The organism is Photobacterium sp. Ph5 (assembly GCF_022129445.1).
Taxonomy (GTDB): Bacteria; Pseudomonadota; Gammaproteobacteria; order Enterobacterales; family Vibrionaceae; genus Photobacterium.
On the sequence record NZ_JADQAQ010000069.1, the window covers coordinates 1 to 20,024 of the forward strand.

18 protein-coding genes are annotated in these 20,024 nt (G+C 37.8%); 3 read left to right on the forward strand and 15 right to left on the reverse strand.

What is annotated here, in order from left to right; translation table 11 throughout:
- Window positions 1–88: 88 nt before the first annotated feature.
- The 6 genes from nagK to I3259_RS18490 all read right to left on the reverse strand — a co-directional run bounded on the left by nagK (window position 89) and on the right by I3259_RS18490 (window position 6,845).
- Window positions 89–997, reverse strand: a complete 909-nt coding sequence (gene nagK / locus I3259_RS18465) for an N-acetylglucosamine kinase (protein WP_238031176.1) — start codon at window positions 995–997, stop codon at window positions 89–91.
- A gap of 233 nt (window positions 998–1,230) precedes the next feature.
- Window positions 1,231–1,956 (reverse strand): tRNA-uridine aminocarboxypropyltransferase, encoded by a 726-nt coding sequence (locus tag I3259_RS18470; protein WP_238031177.1) that lies wholly within the window; start codon window positions 1,954–1,956, stop codon window positions 1,231–1,233.
- A gap of 93 nt (window positions 1,957–2,049) precedes the next feature.
- Complete coding sequence (locus tag I3259_RS18475; RefSeq protein WP_238031178.1) at window positions 2,050–4,131, reverse strand: methyl-accepting chemotaxis protein; 2,082 nt, start codon at window positions 4,129–4,131, stop codon at window positions 2,050–2,052.
- 318 nt (window positions 4,132–4,449) lie between these two features.
- A complete protein-coding gene (locus tag I3259_RS18480; RefSeq protein WP_238031179.1) occupies window positions 4,450–4,803 on the reverse strand; it encodes a DUF3802 family protein in 354 nt (117 codons plus the stop codon).
- A 57-nt stretch (window positions 4,804–4,860) separates the two neighbouring features.
- Window positions 4,861–5,880 (reverse strand): diguanylate cyclase, encoded by a 1,020-nt coding sequence (locus I3259_RS18485; RefSeq protein WP_238031180.1) that lies wholly within the window; start codon window positions 5,878–5,880, stop codon window positions 4,861–4,863.
- Complete coding sequence (locus tag I3259_RS18490; protein ID WP_238031181.1) at window positions 5,877–6,845, reverse strand: response regulator; 969 nt, start codon at window positions 6,843–6,845, stop codon at window positions 5,877–5,879. The genes I3259_RS18485 and I3259_RS18490 overlap by 4 nt, the downstream gene beginning before the upstream one ends.
- 317 nt (window positions 6,846–7,162) lie before the next feature.
- Here I3259_RS18490 and I3259_RS18495 point away from each other — a divergent pair, with 317 nt between their 5' ends.
- The 3 genes from I3259_RS18495 (at window position 7,163) to I3259_RS18505 (ending at window position 9,605) form a co-directional block, all read left to right on the forward strand.
- Window positions 7,163–7,522: a glutathione S-transferase N-terminal domain-containing protein gene (locus I3259_RS18495; protein ID WP_238031182.1), complete on the forward strand. Its 360-nt coding sequence runs from the start codon at window positions 7,163–7,165 to the stop codon at window positions 7,520–7,522.
- Window positions 7,523–7,692: 170 nt separating this feature from the next.
- Window positions 7,693–8,373, forward strand: a complete 681-nt coding sequence (locus tag I3259_RS18500; protein WP_238031183.1) for a DUF3334 family protein — start codon at window positions 7,693–7,695, stop codon at window positions 8,371–8,373.
- A gap of 203 nt (window positions 8,374–8,576) precedes the next feature.
- Complete coding sequence (locus I3259_RS18505) at window positions 8,577–9,605, forward strand: acyltransferase family protein (RefSeq protein ID WP_238031184.1); 1,029 nt, start codon at window positions 8,577–8,579, stop codon at window positions 9,603–9,605.
- Between the two features lie 59 nt (window positions 9,606–9,664).
- On the opposite strand, the gene I3259_RS18510 is transcribed toward I3259_RS18505, so the two are convergent.
- The 9 genes from I3259_RS18510 to I3259_RS18550 form a co-directional block, all read right to left on the reverse strand.
- Window positions 9,665–11,206, reverse strand: coding sequence for a GTPase (locus tag I3259_RS18510; protein ID WP_238031185.1), 1,542 nt, complete (start codon window positions 11,204–11,206; stop codon window positions 9,665–9,667).
- On the reverse strand, window positions 11,190–12,386 hold the full coding sequence (locus I3259_RS18515; protein ID WP_238031186.1) for a GTPase: 1,197 nt from the start codon (window positions 12,384–12,386) through the stop codon (window positions 11,190–11,192). Before I3259_RS18515 ends, I3259_RS18510 begins: the two co-directional genes overlap by 17 nt.
- 63 nt (window positions 12,387–12,449) lie before the next feature.
- The gene (locus I3259_RS18520; protein ID WP_238031187.1) at window positions 12,450–13,133 is read right to left on the reverse strand and encodes a potassium channel family protein; all 684 of its coding nucleotides are present in this window, start codon (window positions 13,131–13,133) and stop codon (window positions 12,450–12,452) included.
- A 39-nt stretch (window positions 13,134–13,172) separates the two neighbouring features.
- Window positions 13,173–14,432 (reverse strand): hydroxymethylglutaryl-CoA reductase, encoded by a 1,260-nt coding sequence (locus I3259_RS18525; protein WP_238031188.1) that lies wholly within the window; start codon window positions 14,430–14,432, stop codon window positions 13,173–13,175.
- Window positions 14,433–14,532: 100 nt separating this feature from the next.
- Window positions 14,533–14,883, reverse strand: coding sequence for a hypothetical protein (locus I3259_RS18530; protein WP_238031189.1), 351 nt, complete (start codon window positions 14,881–14,883; stop codon window positions 14,533–14,535).
- Window positions 14,884–14,904: 21 nt separating this feature from the next.
- Window positions 14,905–15,315: a GFA family protein gene (locus I3259_RS18535; RefSeq protein ID WP_238031190.1), complete on the reverse strand. Its 411-nt coding sequence runs from the start codon at window positions 15,313–15,315 to the stop codon at window positions 14,905–14,907.
- A gap of 117 nt (window positions 15,316–15,432) precedes the next feature.
- Window positions 15,433–16,524 carry a lipocalin-like domain-containing protein gene (locus I3259_RS18540; protein ID WP_238031191.1) on the reverse strand — a complete coding sequence of 364 codons (1,092 nt, stop codon included), beginning with the start codon at window positions 16,522–16,524 and terminating at the stop codon, window positions 15,433–15,435.
- Window positions 16,524–18,983 carry an FtsX-like permease family protein gene (locus I3259_RS18545; RefSeq protein WP_238031192.1) on the reverse strand — a complete coding sequence of 820 codons (2,460 nt, stop codon included), beginning with the start codon at window positions 18,981–18,983 and terminating at the stop codon, window positions 16,524–16,526. Before I3259_RS18545 ends, I3259_RS18540 begins: the two co-directional genes overlap by 1 nt.
- Window positions 18,964–19,635, reverse strand: a complete 672-nt coding sequence (locus tag I3259_RS18550) for an ABC transporter ATP-binding protein (RefSeq protein WP_238031193.1) — start codon at window positions 19,633–19,635, stop codon at window positions 18,964–18,966. The genes I3259_RS18545 and I3259_RS18550 overlap by 20 nt, the downstream gene beginning before the upstream one ends.
- Window positions 19,636–20,024 lie beyond the last annotated feature (389 nt).

Sequence of the window (20,024 nt, forward strand, 5' to 3'; positions counted from 1 at the left end):
TATGCGACTAGGCCTTCAAGAAAACGTGAATTATCTTAATTCACATGCATTACTCTATAAGAGCCCTTTTGATTGAATCTAAACAACATTATTTTATATTTAAGAATGCCGCACCACGTACGCCACCCGCATCACCATATTTTGCCTTCACTACTTTTGGCGCAACAGCCACAGACAGTAAATATTTAGGTAAACGCTTTGGTAACTCATCGTAAATCACGTCAAAATTAGATAAACCACCACCAAGTACAACCACGTGTGGATCTAAGCCGGTAAAGATATTAGCTAAACAGATAGCAAGCAACTCTAAGAAACGTTCTACATGCTCAACTGCTTTTTCTTCACCTTCACGATAATAGCCAATAATTTCAATTGCTTTTAACTTTTCACCATAATAGTGCTGGTATAACAATTCAAAACCACGACCCGAAAGATAATTATCAATACAGCCTTTTTGACCACATCCACAACCCAGTAACGGTGCATTTTCACCTAAAAACAACCATGCATCTAACGGTAATCGAGCATGGCCTAGTTCACCACCTACATGGTTTAGGCCAGAAAACACCTTGCCATCAAATACCATACCGCCGCCAACGCCAGTACCAAGGATCAAACCTAGAACTGATGGCGAATCTTTATGTTCATCATCCCACGCTTCAGATAATGCAAAACAGTTCGCATCGTTATCAAGTGCGACTTTACGACCCAGTTTCGCTTCTAAGTCTGCACGTAACGTACGCCCTTTTGCAGCAGGAATATTAGACGTTAACACAACGCCATTTCGTGCATCTTCAATACCAGGAATACCAATGCCTACCAAGCCTTCACAACCAAATTTTTCATCGGCTTGTTGAACCAAAGTAACAACTATATCGATTAGCTTATTGTAATCATCACCTGGTGTTGCCACACGCTCTGTTGCTACACGCTCAAGCTTTTCATTAAATGCCCCAAATTCAATTTTGGTACCGCCGATATCAAAGCCGTAGTACATCCTATAACCTCACAAATAATGCTTAACAACACCCGACCAGTGTACAAAACTTTCACTACTTTGAAAATTATCCACAGTAAACATGACTCTATCTGTGACTAAGAGCAAGTTTAGCCTTATATAGAAGTGTAAAGATCTCGTTTAAAGAAAAAATTTAGCTAAATTACATAATCATCGTTAGTTAAATCTTTCATTTTCTCACCAATACAAAAGTGACGTTGTCACAATGTTATTTAATGCTTGTACTCTAGCATAAAGCTTTGAAGTGTTTTTAAGGCAGAGTCATCAGGCAATAGACGGTTCATTTTACCGGTAATGTAATTTTCACGAAATACATCAAACCACAGGTCTAACATTTCAGCATTTTCATGTTCACCAAATAAATCAATGATTTTGGCTGCAACCTCTGCAGTACCTAATTGGTTATCCTTCGACGCCTCACGCATTTTATAACGAGATGGTTTATCAGGATTTATAGATAAAACTGGGAAATTATTTAAGTATGGGCTTTTACGAAACATTTTTTTTGCTTCAGCCCAACTACCATCAAGCATAATAAATAAAGGACGTTTACCGTCTGACAACTCAACGTTTTCGGCAACACGTTCAGGCTTTGCATATTCAGCAGGAAAAACCACATAAGGTTGCCATTGTGGATCATTAAGCAGTGCTAACATCTCTGTATTTGGTTCAGTACGAGACCAAATGTAAGCGAAGGTATCTTCAAAAACATCAGCAATCAAACGTCCTGTATTGCTTGGTTTTAAGATCTCGTCATCGAACATTACGAGTAGAAACGCAGCATTCGATGTTGCTAATGGTCGATACTCACAAATACAGAGATGAGTTCGCAGCATACATTGACGGCAACGCTCAACTTTACAACCGCGAGCTAAAAATGGACGAGTCGAACGCGCTAAACGTTCGTCATATAATGTATGTACAGCATGTATGCGCATGAAGGATAACCTGAGACAAAATGAACTTCCGCATTCTACCGAATACCATGCGCAACATACAAAAATTAACTCTATCCAGTTCGTCTCTGATTATTAATTAGTCGATACTGGCGTTTCAAATGATAAGGCGGGATCATTTTCATCCTCTAAATGATAACGGCTCAACATACCTTGTTGTTGTTGCGCGATGACAGCGACACGTTCAGCTTCATCAACAAGCGTATCAAGTTGGTAATTATTTTGTTGGGCGCGACTTGCAACCTGATCCAAATTTTGGGCTACATGTTGTGAGGCACGTTCTTGTTGTTGTGTCGCGACCGCAATCGTCACCATTTGTTGATTGATATCTGAAATGGTATTTTTGATCAAATTTATAGCTTGTTGCACATCACTGCTACGCTCAATTGACGACATCATTTCTTTACGACTCACTAACATCGCTTCATTGACATCATCTGCAGCTTTATGAAGCGAGGCTATCGTATTGCGAATAGACTCTGTTTGTTGATTCGTTTCACTTGCCAATTGACGAACTTCATCTGCAACAACGGCAAAGCCACGACCTTGTTCTCCTGCTCTTGCTGCTTCAATGGCTGCATTTAAAGCCAGTAAATTGGTGTTATTCGCAATAGAACTAATAAGCTCTACCACTTCTGTAATTTCTTTTACGTAGTTATCTAACTCTTGCATTCGCTTTTCATTGATTGCGAATTGCTCTTCTAGCGCTAATAAGCCTTGAGTACTGCACTCGATGATCCCTACACCATTTAATGCCAACTGTTGAGCTTTTTGCGCTTGTTTCTCTGACTCAGAACTACTTTGCGAGATCTCTCGAATAGATCCCTCAAGTTGTGTCATCGATGTTGTTACAACAGCCAATTCTTCAGTTTGATTTTGTAGCGCAACACGTGAAGTTGTGGAAGCACGCATACTTAATTCAGCTGCACTGGTTAACTCATTACTGTTAGTAATTAATTGTTGTAGTGATTCTCTATCATGATCGCACAGATCATTGAGCACTTGTGCTAACTGAGCAAATTCGCTTGCAGCATTAGTATTTGCTTTAACTGTTAAGTTTCCTTCACTAATTTTATTTACAACGTCACTAATATGTTCAATCGACTTTTTAACTACGCGGCTTATCCACGATCCTGCAAGCACTGAAATAATTAAACCGATGATGCTAAAAATCAGGAACATTTGTCGCGCATCATTACTTGCATGTGTAAAACCATTCTCACCATTTTTGATTAAGCCATGTGATTGCTGGGTGATCACTTGGAGTAAACCCATAATCAAACTTGTTTGGTGTTTAACTTCGGTATATTTAATGCTCTGTTCTTCATCGAGTTTCAATACATTTAAATAACGTTCAATATATCCCTGCTCTGCGAATAATTTTTTTACCATTTCAAAAGGCACAGTAAGACTTGAAAAATCATTTATCGCATTATTTTCACGAACAAGTTCGCCCCAAGCATATTTCATTCCTGATAAATTCGTGCGTTTAAGATCTTTTGCTATCAATCTAGCTTTAACCAAATCAGGCTCTGTTACTAACAACATCAAGTTACCACTTAACTCTACAGCATGATTTAAGAAATTAGTTACATTACTCATTGCATACTCATCATCAGAATATAATGTTATGCCAACACGACTCATTTCTGAGCGTACAGACGAAACAGCATAGTTCATCGTTGAACGCTCAGTTGATAACTTTTCTTTATTTAAAATGATTTCTTTTTGAATGGAATAAATATCAAACGCTAATTGATTAATAGATTCAACTTCAGACAAGTATTTTTCTGCATATTGCTTTAACCAATTTATCTTATAATTTGTTGCTAGTACCTCTAACTCTTTACCTGCATCTTCACCTTGGCTATGCATATTCTTATATATAGCAAATGTTTGATTCAATGACTGTTCATTATCACTCATCAACATATCACTCAAGCTTTGCTCTACTTCTAATGCACTTGTTACAATAGTTGTATTTTTTAATGATACAGGAACGGCTTGATTACTTAATACATCAAATTCTCGGGTCATATTATTCAAGCCACGATTACCCGAAAAAGAAAGTACAACACTTATCGTTACCAGTATTGCTAAAACAATCTGAATTCTTAAAACAATTGATAATTTTTTTGCACTATGTATTTGCTTCATTAACCTATCCTCTGCACATTATTAAGAGAGAACAGCAATAAGCAAAATGCCAACCACCAATTATTAATATTATAAATACTCTCTATGGAGCATTAAGGTAATAATTAATTGTTAAGAAAATATTTCAGCCCATTATTTTATTAACATTATTATTATGAAGATAATGATTGCTTATATAAAAAGACTGGTGAGGTTATACCTAATAAGAATTAATTATTTAGTAATACAAAGAAATACGAATTTAAAGTCAATTCATATCCAACATTACTTATGTAACACATTCCTTTTCTGTATTACATAAATAGGTAAGATTATTCATTAATATATTTTTGAAATTGCCGTATCAAATAAGTTTTTCACTAGACTGATAAAGTCTTCTAAAAAACCAATTTGCACATCAGAAGGTTCGCATAACCAAATTCCTTCAAGAACTTGGTGAAGATCAGCAAGTACAGAATCGGCTTCTTGCATAAGTTGAAAACGGACATCTTGTTCAATATCAGGATTTTGAGAAAACACTGTCATCAATTGAGTGGCAATTAAATCAGTGACAACATCTTCGATAGTAATACTTTGTGCCGAGACAGATAACCCTTCAAATAAGGTTAAACTCGAGGCTAAGTATTCAACTAATGCTTCATATCCTTCAGTATTTACGACAAGATTTTCCACAACGCTATCCATTTATAATCAAAATGATTTTTATATACTGTACTATTTCTTTCCCAATTAACCAATGTTTCTATTGAGATCATTGATATTTTTCACATTATTAACTAGTGATATAAATTTACCATCTGATTGCATGACTGTCGTTTGGTTTCGCCCTTTATTTTTAGACTCATACAATGCGGAATCGGTTTGTTCTAACCAAGATTCATAACTGGTAATATCTGGGTGCAACTGACATACACCTAGACTTATAGTGACATTGATTGTCTTGTCATCAACAACAATATTCGCCTTTTCAATTTTTTTTCGCAATCTTTCGGTAAAATAGCTAGTCATATCCGCAGTCGTTCCCGGAAGGATCACACCAAACTCTTCTCCCCCATAACGCCCAGCTATGTCACTTTGCCGCTTAGCTTTTCTAACAATATTAGAAATAGATTTAATGACAGCATCACCAGCAACATGACCGTAAGTATCATTAACATTCTTAAAATGATCGATATCAAACATAACCAATGTCATCGGTTGATGCATTTGTTGATAGTGCTCAAACTCTTCAACTAGACAGTTTTCCCAATGCCCGCGATTATACAGCTGGGTTAATCTGTCAGTAATGCTGAGATGAGTTAATTGTGCATTTGATTCCCTTAAGTGATTTTTATTTTTTGCAATATCCGTTACGTCTGTGATCGTTAAACAGATATGAGTATATTCACCAGTCAAAGACTTCAAAGGCGTTAATGTCATGTTTTGAAACATGAAATCAGCGCCACCAGAAATAGGACTAAAATTACTAAACTTAAATACCCAAGGCCGATCTTCCCATGCAGAAAAAGATCGCATTCGTAATTTAAATGTTGAAGAAATCTTATTCTTTAGCCAATTCTCAGGTAAATTATCTATGACATCAAATAAAGGTTTTCCCATTATTTGATCCGTAGAAATACCACTATATGCCTGCATAAATGTATTCCATGCATATACGTTGTAATCTTTATCCAATATCACAATCCCTGCATCTAGATGATCAAGGACCTGCATGGTTAAATGAAAATCAGCTAATGAAATATCACTCAATTTAATGTTTCCATAATCTGGTGAATAACTTTAGTGGAGTGACTATCCATCATAAATAGCACTTCACATTCAACATCTAATGTTTCTGCTTTATATACGTATTCCACAGTAAAAAAATCATTATCTTCGTACTCTTTATGACTCCAGTTCATATATTCTTCCAAAATAATTGGCTGTCGAACTGAGAATGGAATACTTATCTGTTCTGATAACGCAACGAGAAATGAAGAAACCATGATGTTACTAATATCAATAACGACTTCATTCTTGTCTTCATTAGTTTGGCTAAAACCTAATTTTTCACCAAATAAAAGAATGTCTTTACCACGTAGATCAACTAAAGCTTCACCATGAATACCACCACCGACAAAACGTTGTGCAATCGCAATGGATTGATGATCACTCCGAATATCAGCAATTGTCATTGCGAGATCGCTACTTTGCATTGTTGCTACATAGGGTAAAGGCATTTTAATAAACTCACCGAGATGGTCTGAAATAATTGCAGCACCACGCCCTAATGAGATATTCGCGATCTCCCTAAAACCTTCAATATAACCAACAGATAAGATTTGATCGCTCACCGTTGTCTTTGTTATTGCCGTGATTTGTAGATCTGATAGTAATTGTGCCAGTTTTTTCTTTTCAAATGGTTTTGATAGAAAATAATCAGCACCAAGCATTAAACAACGTCTTGCAGCTTCCTTTTGTACGTCTGCAGAAATAATGACAATCGTCGGTTTATAGGCGAGATTCGGAAGCCGTTTTAATACTTCAAATCCATCCATTATAGGCATAGTAAGATCTAAAAAAACGACATCAATATTATTTTTTGCTATTTTATCCAGACCATCACTACCATTTTCGGCATAATATAAATTTATGTCATAGCTATCCTTCAATAAACGCGTCATTGATTTATGGACTAGCGGTGAGTCATCACAAATTAGTATGTTTTTAGCCATAATAATAGATTAAGATCTTTTTAACATAAGTAAAAATATCATAGAGATATCGCCAAAAATAGCTATCATTAGCTTATGAAATTTAGTTGATAAGTGATATAGATCGAATTTTTGACTTTGCTTCCAAAAATTACATCATCAGAGAGTGATGACATTATCGATGATATTACTTTAACCTTTATAAATGTAGGTCTAATAAGTGCTATTGTATTTAGAAGATGACTATAAATAACTATTATTTCACGGTATTCTAATACAGTCCGATTGGATATATGAAAATAAATTAACACTATATTAATTATGTAAGGTTTGTCTGTATGAAGGTTATTCGCTGGATTCTTGGGCGTATTATTCTTGTCCTAAATTTTATTTTTTCTCCTCGCGGGATAAAACGTTCTTCCGAGCAGCAACATGAGGTCAACAAGGCGGTAGATCAACTCAAGTTATACCAATTTGATGCTTGCCCTTTTTGTGTAAAGGTACGTCGCGAAGCTAAACGACTAAGCTTACCGTTAGAAACACGTGATGCAAAAGTATCACCTTGGGAGCAAGAATTAATCGAACAAGGAGGTAAACGCAAAGTACCTTGTCTACGTATTGAAAAAGAAGACGGCGTTGAATGGATGTATGAGTCTAGCGATATTATCGCCTATCTTCAAAAACGTTTTAATGGCTAGGTTACAGAGTTAAAATTCTCTCCAAATAACCTTTTAATAACAAAGACTAAAGTTCCCTCTTTTGATGCCGATAACCAACTCATTATTGATTTATCGGCATCTTCCCCCGCCACTTTTATCGCAACGCTTTATGTGGCTGCCTTCAAAACCTTGATACAACAGGACGTACAATGAGAAAATTAAAAACCGTCACTACTGACGATATCCTATTAAAGCTATGCCAATCTCTTTCAGAAGTCTTATCTAAAGCAACACAAACTGACGTTTCCTATTCAGCAATGGTTCAAAAAATTAATAAAACAAGTTTAAAACCAGATATTGGTTGCTTTGTTTTGTTTGATGGCGGCTTTACAGGTTTAGTTGTTACAAACTTTACCAGCCAAGCTGCAATGGAGCTTTATAAAGAATATATGCTACGTATGGGGATTTCTGAAGATGAGCTCGCCGTACATCATACCTCTGATGAGGTTGCAAATATTCTCGGAGAATTGATGAATCAAGTTGTCGGTGATTTTACGGGTAAGATCGGACGTGAGTTAAAAGTATCAATTACTCAAAACCAACCAAAGATGTTAGCCCTCAACAAACAAATCTTATTATCTGTTGATACCAACTTAGATCGTCCTCAAGCTAGACGTGTTAGCTTTACTACAGCCAAGAACAACATTTTCTATCTTGAATTTGCTATGGATAAAACTGAATTTATCCAATTGGAAGAATTTGAACAAGATACACAAGATGCTGATAGTATTTTTGAATCTGCACAGCTTGCTCAACAGAAAAGTAGCACTAAAGAGGATTCATCACTTAATAATATTGACCAAGATTTATTTGATGAACTAGGTATTTAATCCAAAAAATCACATCTAATCAATAAAGAGGCGATATTTTATTTGGAGTATTTGCCTTTTTATTGCAAAAAGTATTATCGTGAGATGTATTTCACAAAAACATATATAACCCCAAATTTTGTAACACTTTTATCTCCTACACTAATTTACAAAATCAACTATTACGTTTACCTTTGCAGCGTTGTTTTAACGAGATAGCTGTAATGACACAAAACCGTATTGCTAGTTTTGAATTAGGCCGACTCATTGCTTTACTTGCAATTATTGGTCTACATAGCCAAGTCTTTATGAAAAGTCCGTTGATTTTTGGTGAACCCATCATTGGAATGATGCTAAATCAGATGAGTCGTTTCGCTGTGCCATTATTCTTTCTTATGGCGGGTTACTTTTATTATCCGAAATTCACATCAAATGAATCGAAAGAAGAAGTGTTCACGCAATACGCTAAGCCTTTGTTAATTATGTGGTTTAGTTGGAGCGTCATTTTTCTGATATTACCGTTTAATTTTACTACATTATTAAATGATGGTTATTTTGCCGAACGTAGCAACCACTGGAACAATTTGCTAGCAAACCCTCTAAATAGCTTGTTTGAAGGTTCTCTCGTACATTTGTGGTACATTCCAGCTCTAATATGCGCAATGGGAATTATCACTATTTTACATAAACTTAAATTGGATAACATGTTATTACCTATTGCGATAATGTTATTTGTTTATGGCTGTGCTGCTGGAAGTTATGTCCCACTGACGCATTTAGAAGCACCAATATTTACGCGTAATGGCCCGTTTTTTAGTACGTTACTGGCTGTCTTAGGCTATGAAATTAATCGACGTCAAATCACATTAAATACCAAGAAAAGTCTAATTATCGCTCTTATTGGTTTTAGCATTTTTTTACTAGAAGCTAACTACTTATACTTTTTTGCTGATGGTGCTTATTATCATGACTTTTTATTTGGATCACCGATATGGGCAGTAGGAATTTTCTTGTTTCTTCAAAGTAAACCCAACTTTGGTGAACAACTTAAGCCAGCAGCGTTTAGTAAAGATATTTTAGGTATATACCTCTGTCACTTGCTTATTGTTATTTACTTTTTTAATTTGGTTTTCATGCTTAATATCAATCCGATATTATCTAGCTTTTTAGCATTACCTTTTGCTTTTATCATTTCATTCCTCTTAGTGAAGCTATTACGAAAACTTCCTTTTGGGTATCTATTAGTTCGCTAACAGCATGATAAAAAGCCCTCTCGTTTACACTTGAGGGCTTTTTATCATTTATATATTTTTTATTTTACTGCAGCATCAAAAACCAGTTTACCTAATCGATACAATCGTTGAGCTTGCTCGGTATAATCAATACGATCACCATCAATACGACGACGATTTAACTGGGTATTGATACCCTCTTGATACACCTCTTGAATCGTCTCTTGCAGCACATCCAAGTTATAAGTCAGTTTTTCACTACTAACAGATAATGGAATGATAATGTCGCTTTTCATCAAGTTTTGGTTGTAATTAACGGCATCTAAAATGATTTTCCCTTTATTGGTTTGGATATCATTCAAATCATAAGGGGGTAACCATTCATCAACAGGCTTAAGCTTATCCACCTGATTAACAAGAACAATAATCTTGGGTGGTTTGCGATGCTGATTTTTTGGTTGAGTATAAAATTGTTCAATCATCTGTTTTAACGTGATATCAGCTTGTCGTGATGATTGATTTGCTTTCAGTACCCACAAAACCACATCACTCTGCGTGACTTGTTTTAGCAGCATTTGATTAATACTTTCTGTACCGTCAATACCAGGTAGATCAATTAAATTAATTACATCGGTTCCTTCAACTTCACAGCGATACGTTGTTGCTTTATCTGTTGAAGGTAACGCACTAATTTCTGCCGACATATCACCAAGTAAACCATTAACCACTGATGATTTACCCGCACTAATTTGCCCTATTACTGCAACACGTAGTGGTTCAATAGGAACCGCTCCTGCCTGTTGATCTTTGTCATGCATTTTACTGTGCGGAACAGAAGCATCATCAAGTTTGAAATGACCGCTATAAAGGTCGATGGCGACAGACGCGACTTCTTGTAGCAAAGTCGCTTTTAGTTTCGTTTGCACTTCTAGGCTGACATCATCAAACAGTTTACCTAAGACTAATCCACGCGCCTCTGCTAACCATCCTGTTGGGGTTGCGATACGAAATAATCGATATACATCATAGGCAGATTTCGCATAGCCCACTTTATCCTTTAACTGATAGCCTTGTTGAAGGCTCTTTAATGTTATTTTCTCAGCAAATGGCACATGCTCTTGTAAAAAATAACGATAATGACGACTCACTTCTTCCACCATGAGTAAAAACTCAGGGGCAGTAAAAGATAGGCGTTGGGCTGATTTACCTTTATTAAAACGATCTGCCACTTCAGCAACTAAAACATATGCATGCGCTTGTAATGACTCCCATTCAGGTGCATCACTCAGTTGTTTTTGAATGATTAATGTCACTTCTTGCCATACCTGATTTTCATGTGCTCCCCATTGTGGATTACCTTCCACATGCAGCGGAGCTAAATCATCACTGATCGCCTCACTCACCACCTTTTTACGACGAATAAACCAATAAGGGACAAAAATAAGCAAACACGAAATTGCAATTAAGGAGAAAAACAGTATCCATTGGTCATTATTAATTAAGGCTGCAATACCAAAGCCTGATAAAACAATAACTGGCAATAAAATAGCAACAGCCACCAGCGGGATAAAACCATCTGATAGCTGACTAACAAGTTGATAACTCTTATTTACGCGTTTCATGGCTATCCTTACTATCAACATTATTCTGATTGACTTGTTGTTCAGCCACTTTTTTAACTGACTTAAAAGCTTGTTGATACGTTGTCTTTAATAACTCTTTCGATACGGTTTCACCTTTACTGCGGTGGTAAAGGTACATAGCGGCTGCACGCCCAATCGCATAAGAAGATGAGAAGCTCATTGCGGCAGCGGTCGCACTACCGACAGTTTGCCCATAAGCGGGAATAAACTTCACTAACTGATTAACGCTTAGCTTGGAGATATAATGCAATAAGAAACCAGATCCCAACATGCTAATGAATTCTGCATAGTCTTTCTTATTCCACGTTACACCATATTGATTAGCGAGGCTGTGTAACATTTTTCCTTGAATCGCAGGAACCGTAAATAAGCCAATAGCCGGAATAGCATCACTCGCACCTGCTGCACCCGCATACCATAAGACTTCTTTACGTAATCGTTCGAAGTTTTGCTCTTCTCTATTACTGTGTGCTTGTTTATTTGAAAGCAAGCTCAGCATAGGCAGCGTTTCAGAAAGCACAGCATTTAAGGTATCTAAGCCGATGTACTGTTGATCATCAGGGATCAAATCAACACCAATTGGCTGATAAGTATTTAGTTGCTCGTCCGTATTTTTCGCCTGCCATAAGGGCTCTTTAATACCCCATACTTCCATAACTCGCTGATGGTTATAAAAAATGGCTCGCTCGCGCTCTTGGCTATCAGTCAGGCTATTGATTGCCGTATGAACAACTAATAAATGTTTAATTTTACCTGAGCGCTTAATGGTTTTTAACGCGTCAAGAACTGATGATTGTTCTGGTTCTTCAGCTTTCATAATAACGATCAGTGCATGGCTTTTACCACTACACATCGCTATGTCCTCAGCAGGATCATAATTAGCTTCTGCCAAACCACGGGTATCCAGAAAACGGACTAATGGGCTATCTGTTGGGTATTGGTAAACTTCTGCAGTACGTGTACACGGTTGAAAACCATTACCGATTTCGACCGCACTGCTTCCAGTAATGGCTTGAATAACCGTCGATTTACCCGCACCGGTTTTACCTAAAAGCCATAATGTTGGAATATACTTTTGCCATTCATCAAATGCTGGTTCAAGCTCTGGATTAACTGTTGGGTTAATATAATCATAAACTTTTTTGAAAAAACGATTCATTGTTTATAAATACTCAATAACGTTCAAAAACAACGACTATCGCTTTTATCAAACGATAGTTAACTACTCATCGCGACCTAAATGTTTACTGCCACTAGAGCTAACTAAACTCGATACTACGATTGCCATATAAAATACGCCGACAATGGCTTCTAAATATGCAAAAACTTTCGCAATCGGAGTAACCGGTAAAATATCGCCATACCCTAATGTCGTTAAAGTAACAAAACTAAAATACGCTGCATCAGAGAAATTCTCATGCCATGGTCCTGAATTGATACCATGAATTGAATCGGGGAAAACACGAATAAGCATCAAATACGCAATCGCCCACATTAAACCAAGCAATAAGAATAATGCCATAGAGCCAATGATCTTATTGGTATTTATTGACCCCGTGAATAAGATCTGGCGCATAATAGATTTAAACGTGCCAAAGAAGAAAACAAACATCAGCGATAGCATAATAATTTCAATTTCTTCAATACCTAGCAGGATCCTAGCAATCATTGCCATAATCCAAATTCCGACCAAAGATGTTAAAAACCTAAACCATGATCTATCGAAACGTAAGCTTAATAAGCACACCACAAACGTTACAACAGTAAAGACTTCTAACGCATATTGAACAAAACCATGTGGGATCGCTTTTTCTAGTGACGCACTAATTAATAAGCTTATTAAAGCTATCGTCAGAAAAAAGAAATTATTCTGCGAATTAATTTGTTCTATCTTTTTTTGTAACACAGCGTTCTATACTCCATGCAATGAACGACCTGATTAATCTTATCGTGCTAACCGATGATGCGCTTTGGCAAAATGGCCTGAACAAAAAGCACCAATAATTGAAAGCTCACCCGCTAAACATAATGCCGCACACACTTCTGCTAATGCTTGCGATTGGCCACTTCCATATAAACCTAATAGTTCTAAACACGCTTTTTGGCTAGGGAGATGTGTTCCTCCACCTACTGTTCCCACCATTAAATTTGGTAATGTTACAGATACACAGAGTCCATCTTGTTGATTTAGTTCCATTCGAGTAATACCAACAGACGATTCAGCCACACACGCAGCGTCTTGCCCACACGCAATATAAAATGCAGCAAGTGCATTCGCATAATGTGCATTAACACCGATAGTACCGCTTAATGCACCGCCTACTGTGGTCATTTTACCAAAGTCGACCATTTTCTCTGGGGTCGTGTGAAGATATTTCTTCACGAGTTCACGACTTAAATGTACTTCAGCAGTCACTTTCTTCCCGCGAACCGAACGTAACGTTTGTGCTGTTGCTTTTTTATCACCGGATAAATTACAGTCCAAGAAGGCCTCAACAGGTTTAATAGGCGTATTAGCAAGAATATATTCAAAAACGGCATTGGTTGAAATCGTCACCATGTTTTGACCAGATGCATCGCCAGTTAGATATTCAAATACCAAGTAAACATGATTACCTTCCATGCTCAAATTAATATCTGATAGCTTACCGTAGCGCGTAGTTGATTCTGCAATCGTTTTAAAAGTCTCGTATTGTGTTGTGACCCAAGTAATAAATTTGCTCGCCTGAACAAGTGATTCAAACGCAAAACCTGGTGCTCGTGTTACGCCTTCATTTAACAATATCGCACTTGCTCCCCCAGCTTCACTGATCAGTAATGCCCCACGATGATAGGATGCAACTAATGCCGCTTCTGTTGTTGCTAATGGCACAAAATACTCACCACTAGCAAATAGGCCATTCACTTTTAAAGGCCCAGCCACACCTAACGGCAACTTTACTGAGCCAATAAAGTTTTCAATGTTCTTTTCGTAACAATGCTGTTGCTGCTGGGTTTCGGTATCGTACAAAACAGTTTGAGAGTTAATGTTATTCAAGACTTCCCAGCGTTTAGCTATGATACGATCACTGATATATGGGTTACGTGGTAACTTTTTTGCTAATGGTGTAGCAATTGGATCAAGGCGTTGATGTAATTGCGAAGAAGAAAGCTGACCTAACATGGAGGTCACATAATCCGGACGATGTAAGTTAAGTTTTGGCATGGATACAACACATTACGAAATGGAAGCGTATTATATCGCTAAACGCATCATTAACTGCTCATGCCAGATCAGACCTAGATAGAAAGTGTAAGTGAAGAGGCTAAAGCACCATAACATGATCGCAAAGAATACGATCCTCTTGCCAAACTAATACCATTTCAGCCATAAACTCACCTTCTGCTTTGCTGAAAAATTGCTTCCACACAATAACAACAGAGTCAGGTCTTTTAAACACCGCCACGGGAAAGCGTTCAGTAAAAAAGCCCTTTTCAGATTGGTACTGTTCACACACTTGCTTAAGGTAATCTTTCGTTACAATGGCCTTTAATCGGGGAGTAAAATCGCGAACATGTGCTGAATAATCTTGCCTTGTAGATGCATCCATTAAGTTATCCATTATAGATGTTGCTAACAGCAAGATTTCATCATCATCAATAAAAGTAAAATTCATTCACACCTCTTTTAAATGGGCTTAGTGAGGTTGCTTTGGATAACACGGTACATTTTCAGGTAATTGATACCAGCTCACTTTTTCACTTACCCAAACATGCATTTGTGGCTTGAACAAAACATCGTCAACGCAAGCAACAGGCTTAAGTTTAAGCTTAACTGTAGAGCGATCATCAGGGTTAAAATGATAAATACGATTACCACATTCAGGGCAAAATACCGCCGTATTGGTGTTGCCACTATCGGCTTCACGACTCCACATTTTTAATTCACCACTAAATGTAATATCTTCTGCAGCAATCACCGCTGTAATACTAAATGGGCTAGTTGATAGTTTTTGGCACTCTTTGCAATGACAAGCAAAGACTTTTAATGGCTTATTTTTTAATACATAAGAAACCTGACCACACTGGCATTGCGCTTTTATTTCCACAAATAATCTCTCACTTTCAAGTAAAATATCACAGTAACAGTGCCTTGAATTTAAACTTAGATCTTGTTCACAAATATCAGATAAGAAAAAAGCCGAACTAGTCGGCTTTTATCAATATTATTCGTATCCGGTGAGCTCCATAAAGCCTTTTCCTTTATGGCTACCAGTGACCCGAATAGGTCCTTCCCAATAAGGGAAAATAAAGGGTAACCACTGATCTCGACGAACAACCTTTGTTTCAAGTTTTATCGATTGCGATGGTATCTCAATTTCCCATGTTAGTGGAAACTGCTTTCCTTCAACGGAAAAATACTTAATCGGCTTCATTCGTATCTGGTTATTATCAAGCTTCACCACTTTACCATTAGCCCATGAACGAGAGCCAAAAAAGTAAGGTTTTTCACCTTTTTCACGTAATTGAGAAACCATCAATGCACTGCCGTCATCAAGGTGAATAGAGAACCAGTCCCATCCCTGTTGTTGCAAACTTAGCATACTGCTACTCCACTCACGATCAAACCAACCTTGGCCTTTTACACGGTAAGTTTCGCCATCAAGTTCTAGCATCCCTTTTACATTCAAAAAAGGTGCGCTGTAATAATAAGAGGCAATATCTAATAGTGGGTGTTTACGGCTATAACCATCATCACCTTGTAAAACTATTGTTCCAGTTTGCGTGATATCTAAAATCGCTTTCATATTATCATCAGCAAATTCAAGTCTACCCGGAAATGGAGAATTATCTCTTGAACGCCATGTCCAATTATCTAACCACGCACGAAATGGGTTTAATATCACCCCTGCTTGACCTATACCACCACGAGCAAAACGTTCTGCTCGCCATATTTTCTTATCTGTTGTAATCACCGCATGCGCCATATACATTTGCGGTGTTTTCCAACCTTTCGTTTTTTCATCCCCTGTTGCCATGCGGAATAATGTCCATTGCAACGCTATCTGTTTACCACTTTCAGACTCAAGATTAGTAGTAAAGTACCACCATTCAGCACGATAATCGGGGTGTGAACCATAATCTCTAGGAAACTGCAACTTGTCGTCTTTTACTACAGGTTCAAACACATAGTCCGTTGATTGGGTCAATGATGCCACCGATTTACTTTGCGGTTTTTGATTATCACAAGCACTTAAAAATAGCGCTAACATCGACATACCAACAATGCGCCAGAACCATACAAAGGATGTTGCCATTAGAATGACTCCCGTAAAGACAAGATTGCAGAGCGACGAACCAAACGCCAAACAGGCCAGGCTCCAGCCACCAACAAGGCTAATAACGCTGTACCCAATGTCGTCAAATAATCCACAGGGAAATATTGCACTGGCATTGTCCAACCAAAGGAATATTTAAGCACCACATCAATTAACAGCTGGGCAAGAAACAAACCGAGAGGCAGTGCAATCAAAGACGTCAGCAAACCAATGAAAAGTAGCTGACCACCACCGAGTAATGCCAATTCTCGTCCAGTCATCCCCATACAACGGAGTAAAGCGAACTGACGTTGACGTGATACTTCTCCAGCGACTGTGGCAAAAAATAAGCCGCATACCGCAATGAACAAGGTTAAATGTCCCAGTGTTGAAGTCACAACAAAGGTTCGATCAAAAACACCCATCGCTTCTTTCATTAAGGCTGCATTATTACGAATACGTTCAGGCTGTAAACGGAAACGAGCACCAAGATCAGCAAGCAATTTATCTGGGTTAGCGTATTTATTAAGATGGATAGCTAATCCAACTTGTCCAGAATGAGGCCAGAAACGCTGCCACTTGGACTGTGAAATCAATACCTGACCATAGGGATTACCATAGTCATAATAAATACCTACAATTTTCCAGCCTTTGTTCATTGGAGCAGGTAAATTGATGGTATCTCCCACATCCCAATTATGTTTCAGCGCTATCGACTCACTCACCATAACCGAACGACTATTGTGCAATATTTGCCAATAGTCATAAGCCGTTTCTTTTACTACTAAGGCTTTTTTCTCGCCGGAAGTATCACCAATACTCATCACTTGAATAGTACCAGCGTCAGAGGGCGTTTCTTTCTGCCAGCTCCACCATACTTGTTCAACTTCTGGTTGCTCTTGTAACCACTTAGAAATACGTGGTGCCATATTCATAGATGGACGTATATAAATATCGGCTGCTAATCGTTGCTCTAGCCAGCTTTCAGTGGTGTTCCTAAAACTCCCCACCATGGTTTCCATACCAATATTTGATGCTAAAGCGAGCATAAATGCCATTGCAGCAACACCACGGTAGCTCAAGCTTGCTGCGGCATCATTAAAAAACCAACGCAATTGTGCCGACCGACAAAGCTTGCCGAGCCATAAAAATAGTTTCCACATCAGATATGGCATGAATAAGCCTGAAGCTATCAAGATAAATGCAATCAGCGCAAAGCCAGCGAGTTGTCCATGAGGCAGTTGATAGATGCCAAAGGCAATCAACATGAAAATACCTGAAAACAATGCTTGCCACGCAAATTCTCGACCGCTAAAGCGAATTAAAGACAAATGTGCTGCTAGTCGTGATGGTTGCGATCTAACTAAACGGATCAAAGGCCAAGTACAGGCAAACGCACAACCAAAGAAAGCAATAGCTAAACTTGCCAACCCCCACATCCAATGCCACTGAATTTGCAAGCTAACGTTAGCGCTATAAAGATCATTGAGAGATGCTGCGACGCTAGGCAGTAATTGCTGAGCTAATAACAAGCCCAATAAATTACCGCCTATCAAGCCTAAAACAATCCAAGCTATTAATTCAAAAACTAACGCTTTCGCTATTTGCCCACTGGTGACGCCTAATTGACGTAACACACCAACCAAAGGCTGGCGCTGAGCAAAAGATAGTGACATCGCTTGATAGAAAATAAATAACCCGACAACAAACGATAGCATGCCCATTGCAAACAAATTTAAATGAAATGCATTGGTTAACGGCTCTAATTTCGCACTTTGTTTACGTTCTAACGTTAATCCAGGAGGAAGGATATGAGTTAACTTACTTAATTGTTTTCGACTCATTTCACCACAAACAACAGCGGTAAAACCAGAACTTGGATTCAATTCTCGCAATAATGCAATATCAGCAATCATTCGAGGTTGATTCATTCTTTCGTCTTGAATAATCTCGATTGGACCAATTTTCTTACCTGAATCTAATGTGATCATACTGCCATCACTCAAACCAATATAATTAGCGAGTTGTTGACCTATCATGATCGGATAAGGTGGACGCATTAATTCCAGTAGTTTTACCCTACCGTCATCTAACTTATGTGAACCTGACGCAGACATCATTGCAACAGGATCAATTCCTAGCAGCTGAAAGTCACGTTGCTGGTCAGTTACGATACGATATTCTTCCATCGGTGAGCAGGTTTTCAATCCAGCTCGACGCATTTGAATATAAAAACCCTGTGGGACTTTCATCCCCATTTGTACATGGCGAATGCGATAAGGAAAAGGATTAGAGAAAAGTTGCTCCCCTTCGCGATAGCTTTCTTTGGCTTGCTGATTTACTGCCATAACGCCAACAAGTAAGGCAATACCCAATGTTAGGCCTAGCCATACAAGAATAATTTGGAACGGGTGACGTCTATAATGCCCCCACAATGCACTAACTACGGGGCGTAACATGAAGTTGCCCTCCCTGTAGACGAACGTGCCCCTGCATATGTGATGCAACTTTATTACTGTGCGTTACCACAAGTAAGGTACAGTGAAGCTTTTTAGTGAGTGATAGAAGTAACCGAATAACTGCTTCAGCATTACGTTCATCAAGGCTACCCGTTGGCTCATCGGCTAATAGAATTTTTGGTTCCATGTAAATAGCACGCGCAATTGCCACTCGTTGTTGCTGCCCTCCTGAGATTTCTTCAGGATAACGATCTAACAAAGTCATAAGATCAAGTGCAGAAATCAACTGACGCCATAACTTGTCATCAGGAACGAGTCCTTTAAGCTGACGACAAAATTTAATATTATCTGCAACAGTTAATGTCGGTAATAAATTATATTGCTGAAAGACCAAACCAATATTATCACGCCTGAAGGCCGTACGGTCTCGCTCTGAAATAGAATGTATGGGTGTATTGCCAAGCCAAATTTCACCTTCGTCAGGTGTATCCAGTCCAGCAATTAGATTCAACAACGTACTTTTACCTGAACCACTTTCACCCATTAACGCAATTTGATCACCAGGCTCTAGGTCTAAATTCGTTCCTTGAAGCACAAAATGAAATTCGGAGCCGTCACGGTATCCTTTGCAGAGTCCTGCGAGTCGTAACATTTATATCACCAACACTTGAGATCACATCAATTGCTTGCAATTAGAGCAATTAATCAAAATAACTGAATAAATACATCACGTATTTACACAGCAAATTTACAGCAAATAGCACAGTCATTAAAGTTATTTCCATTATCAAAATAGTGATAAATGACCTTACTTAACCTGCATTACTTACTTATTAATAATCTTTGCTTTAACAGTAAAAGCTAAAACATGCGCTCTAAATTTATAGCTATGACTACCATCAATATATACAGTGTTATTTCACCTATTATTATGAATATAAAGGTCATTTAAGCTAAATCGTATTTACATATATTTGACATTAAATAACCTGATTACCACTATTTAACAGCCACTGTTAAATTATCTCCTATACTTCAAGA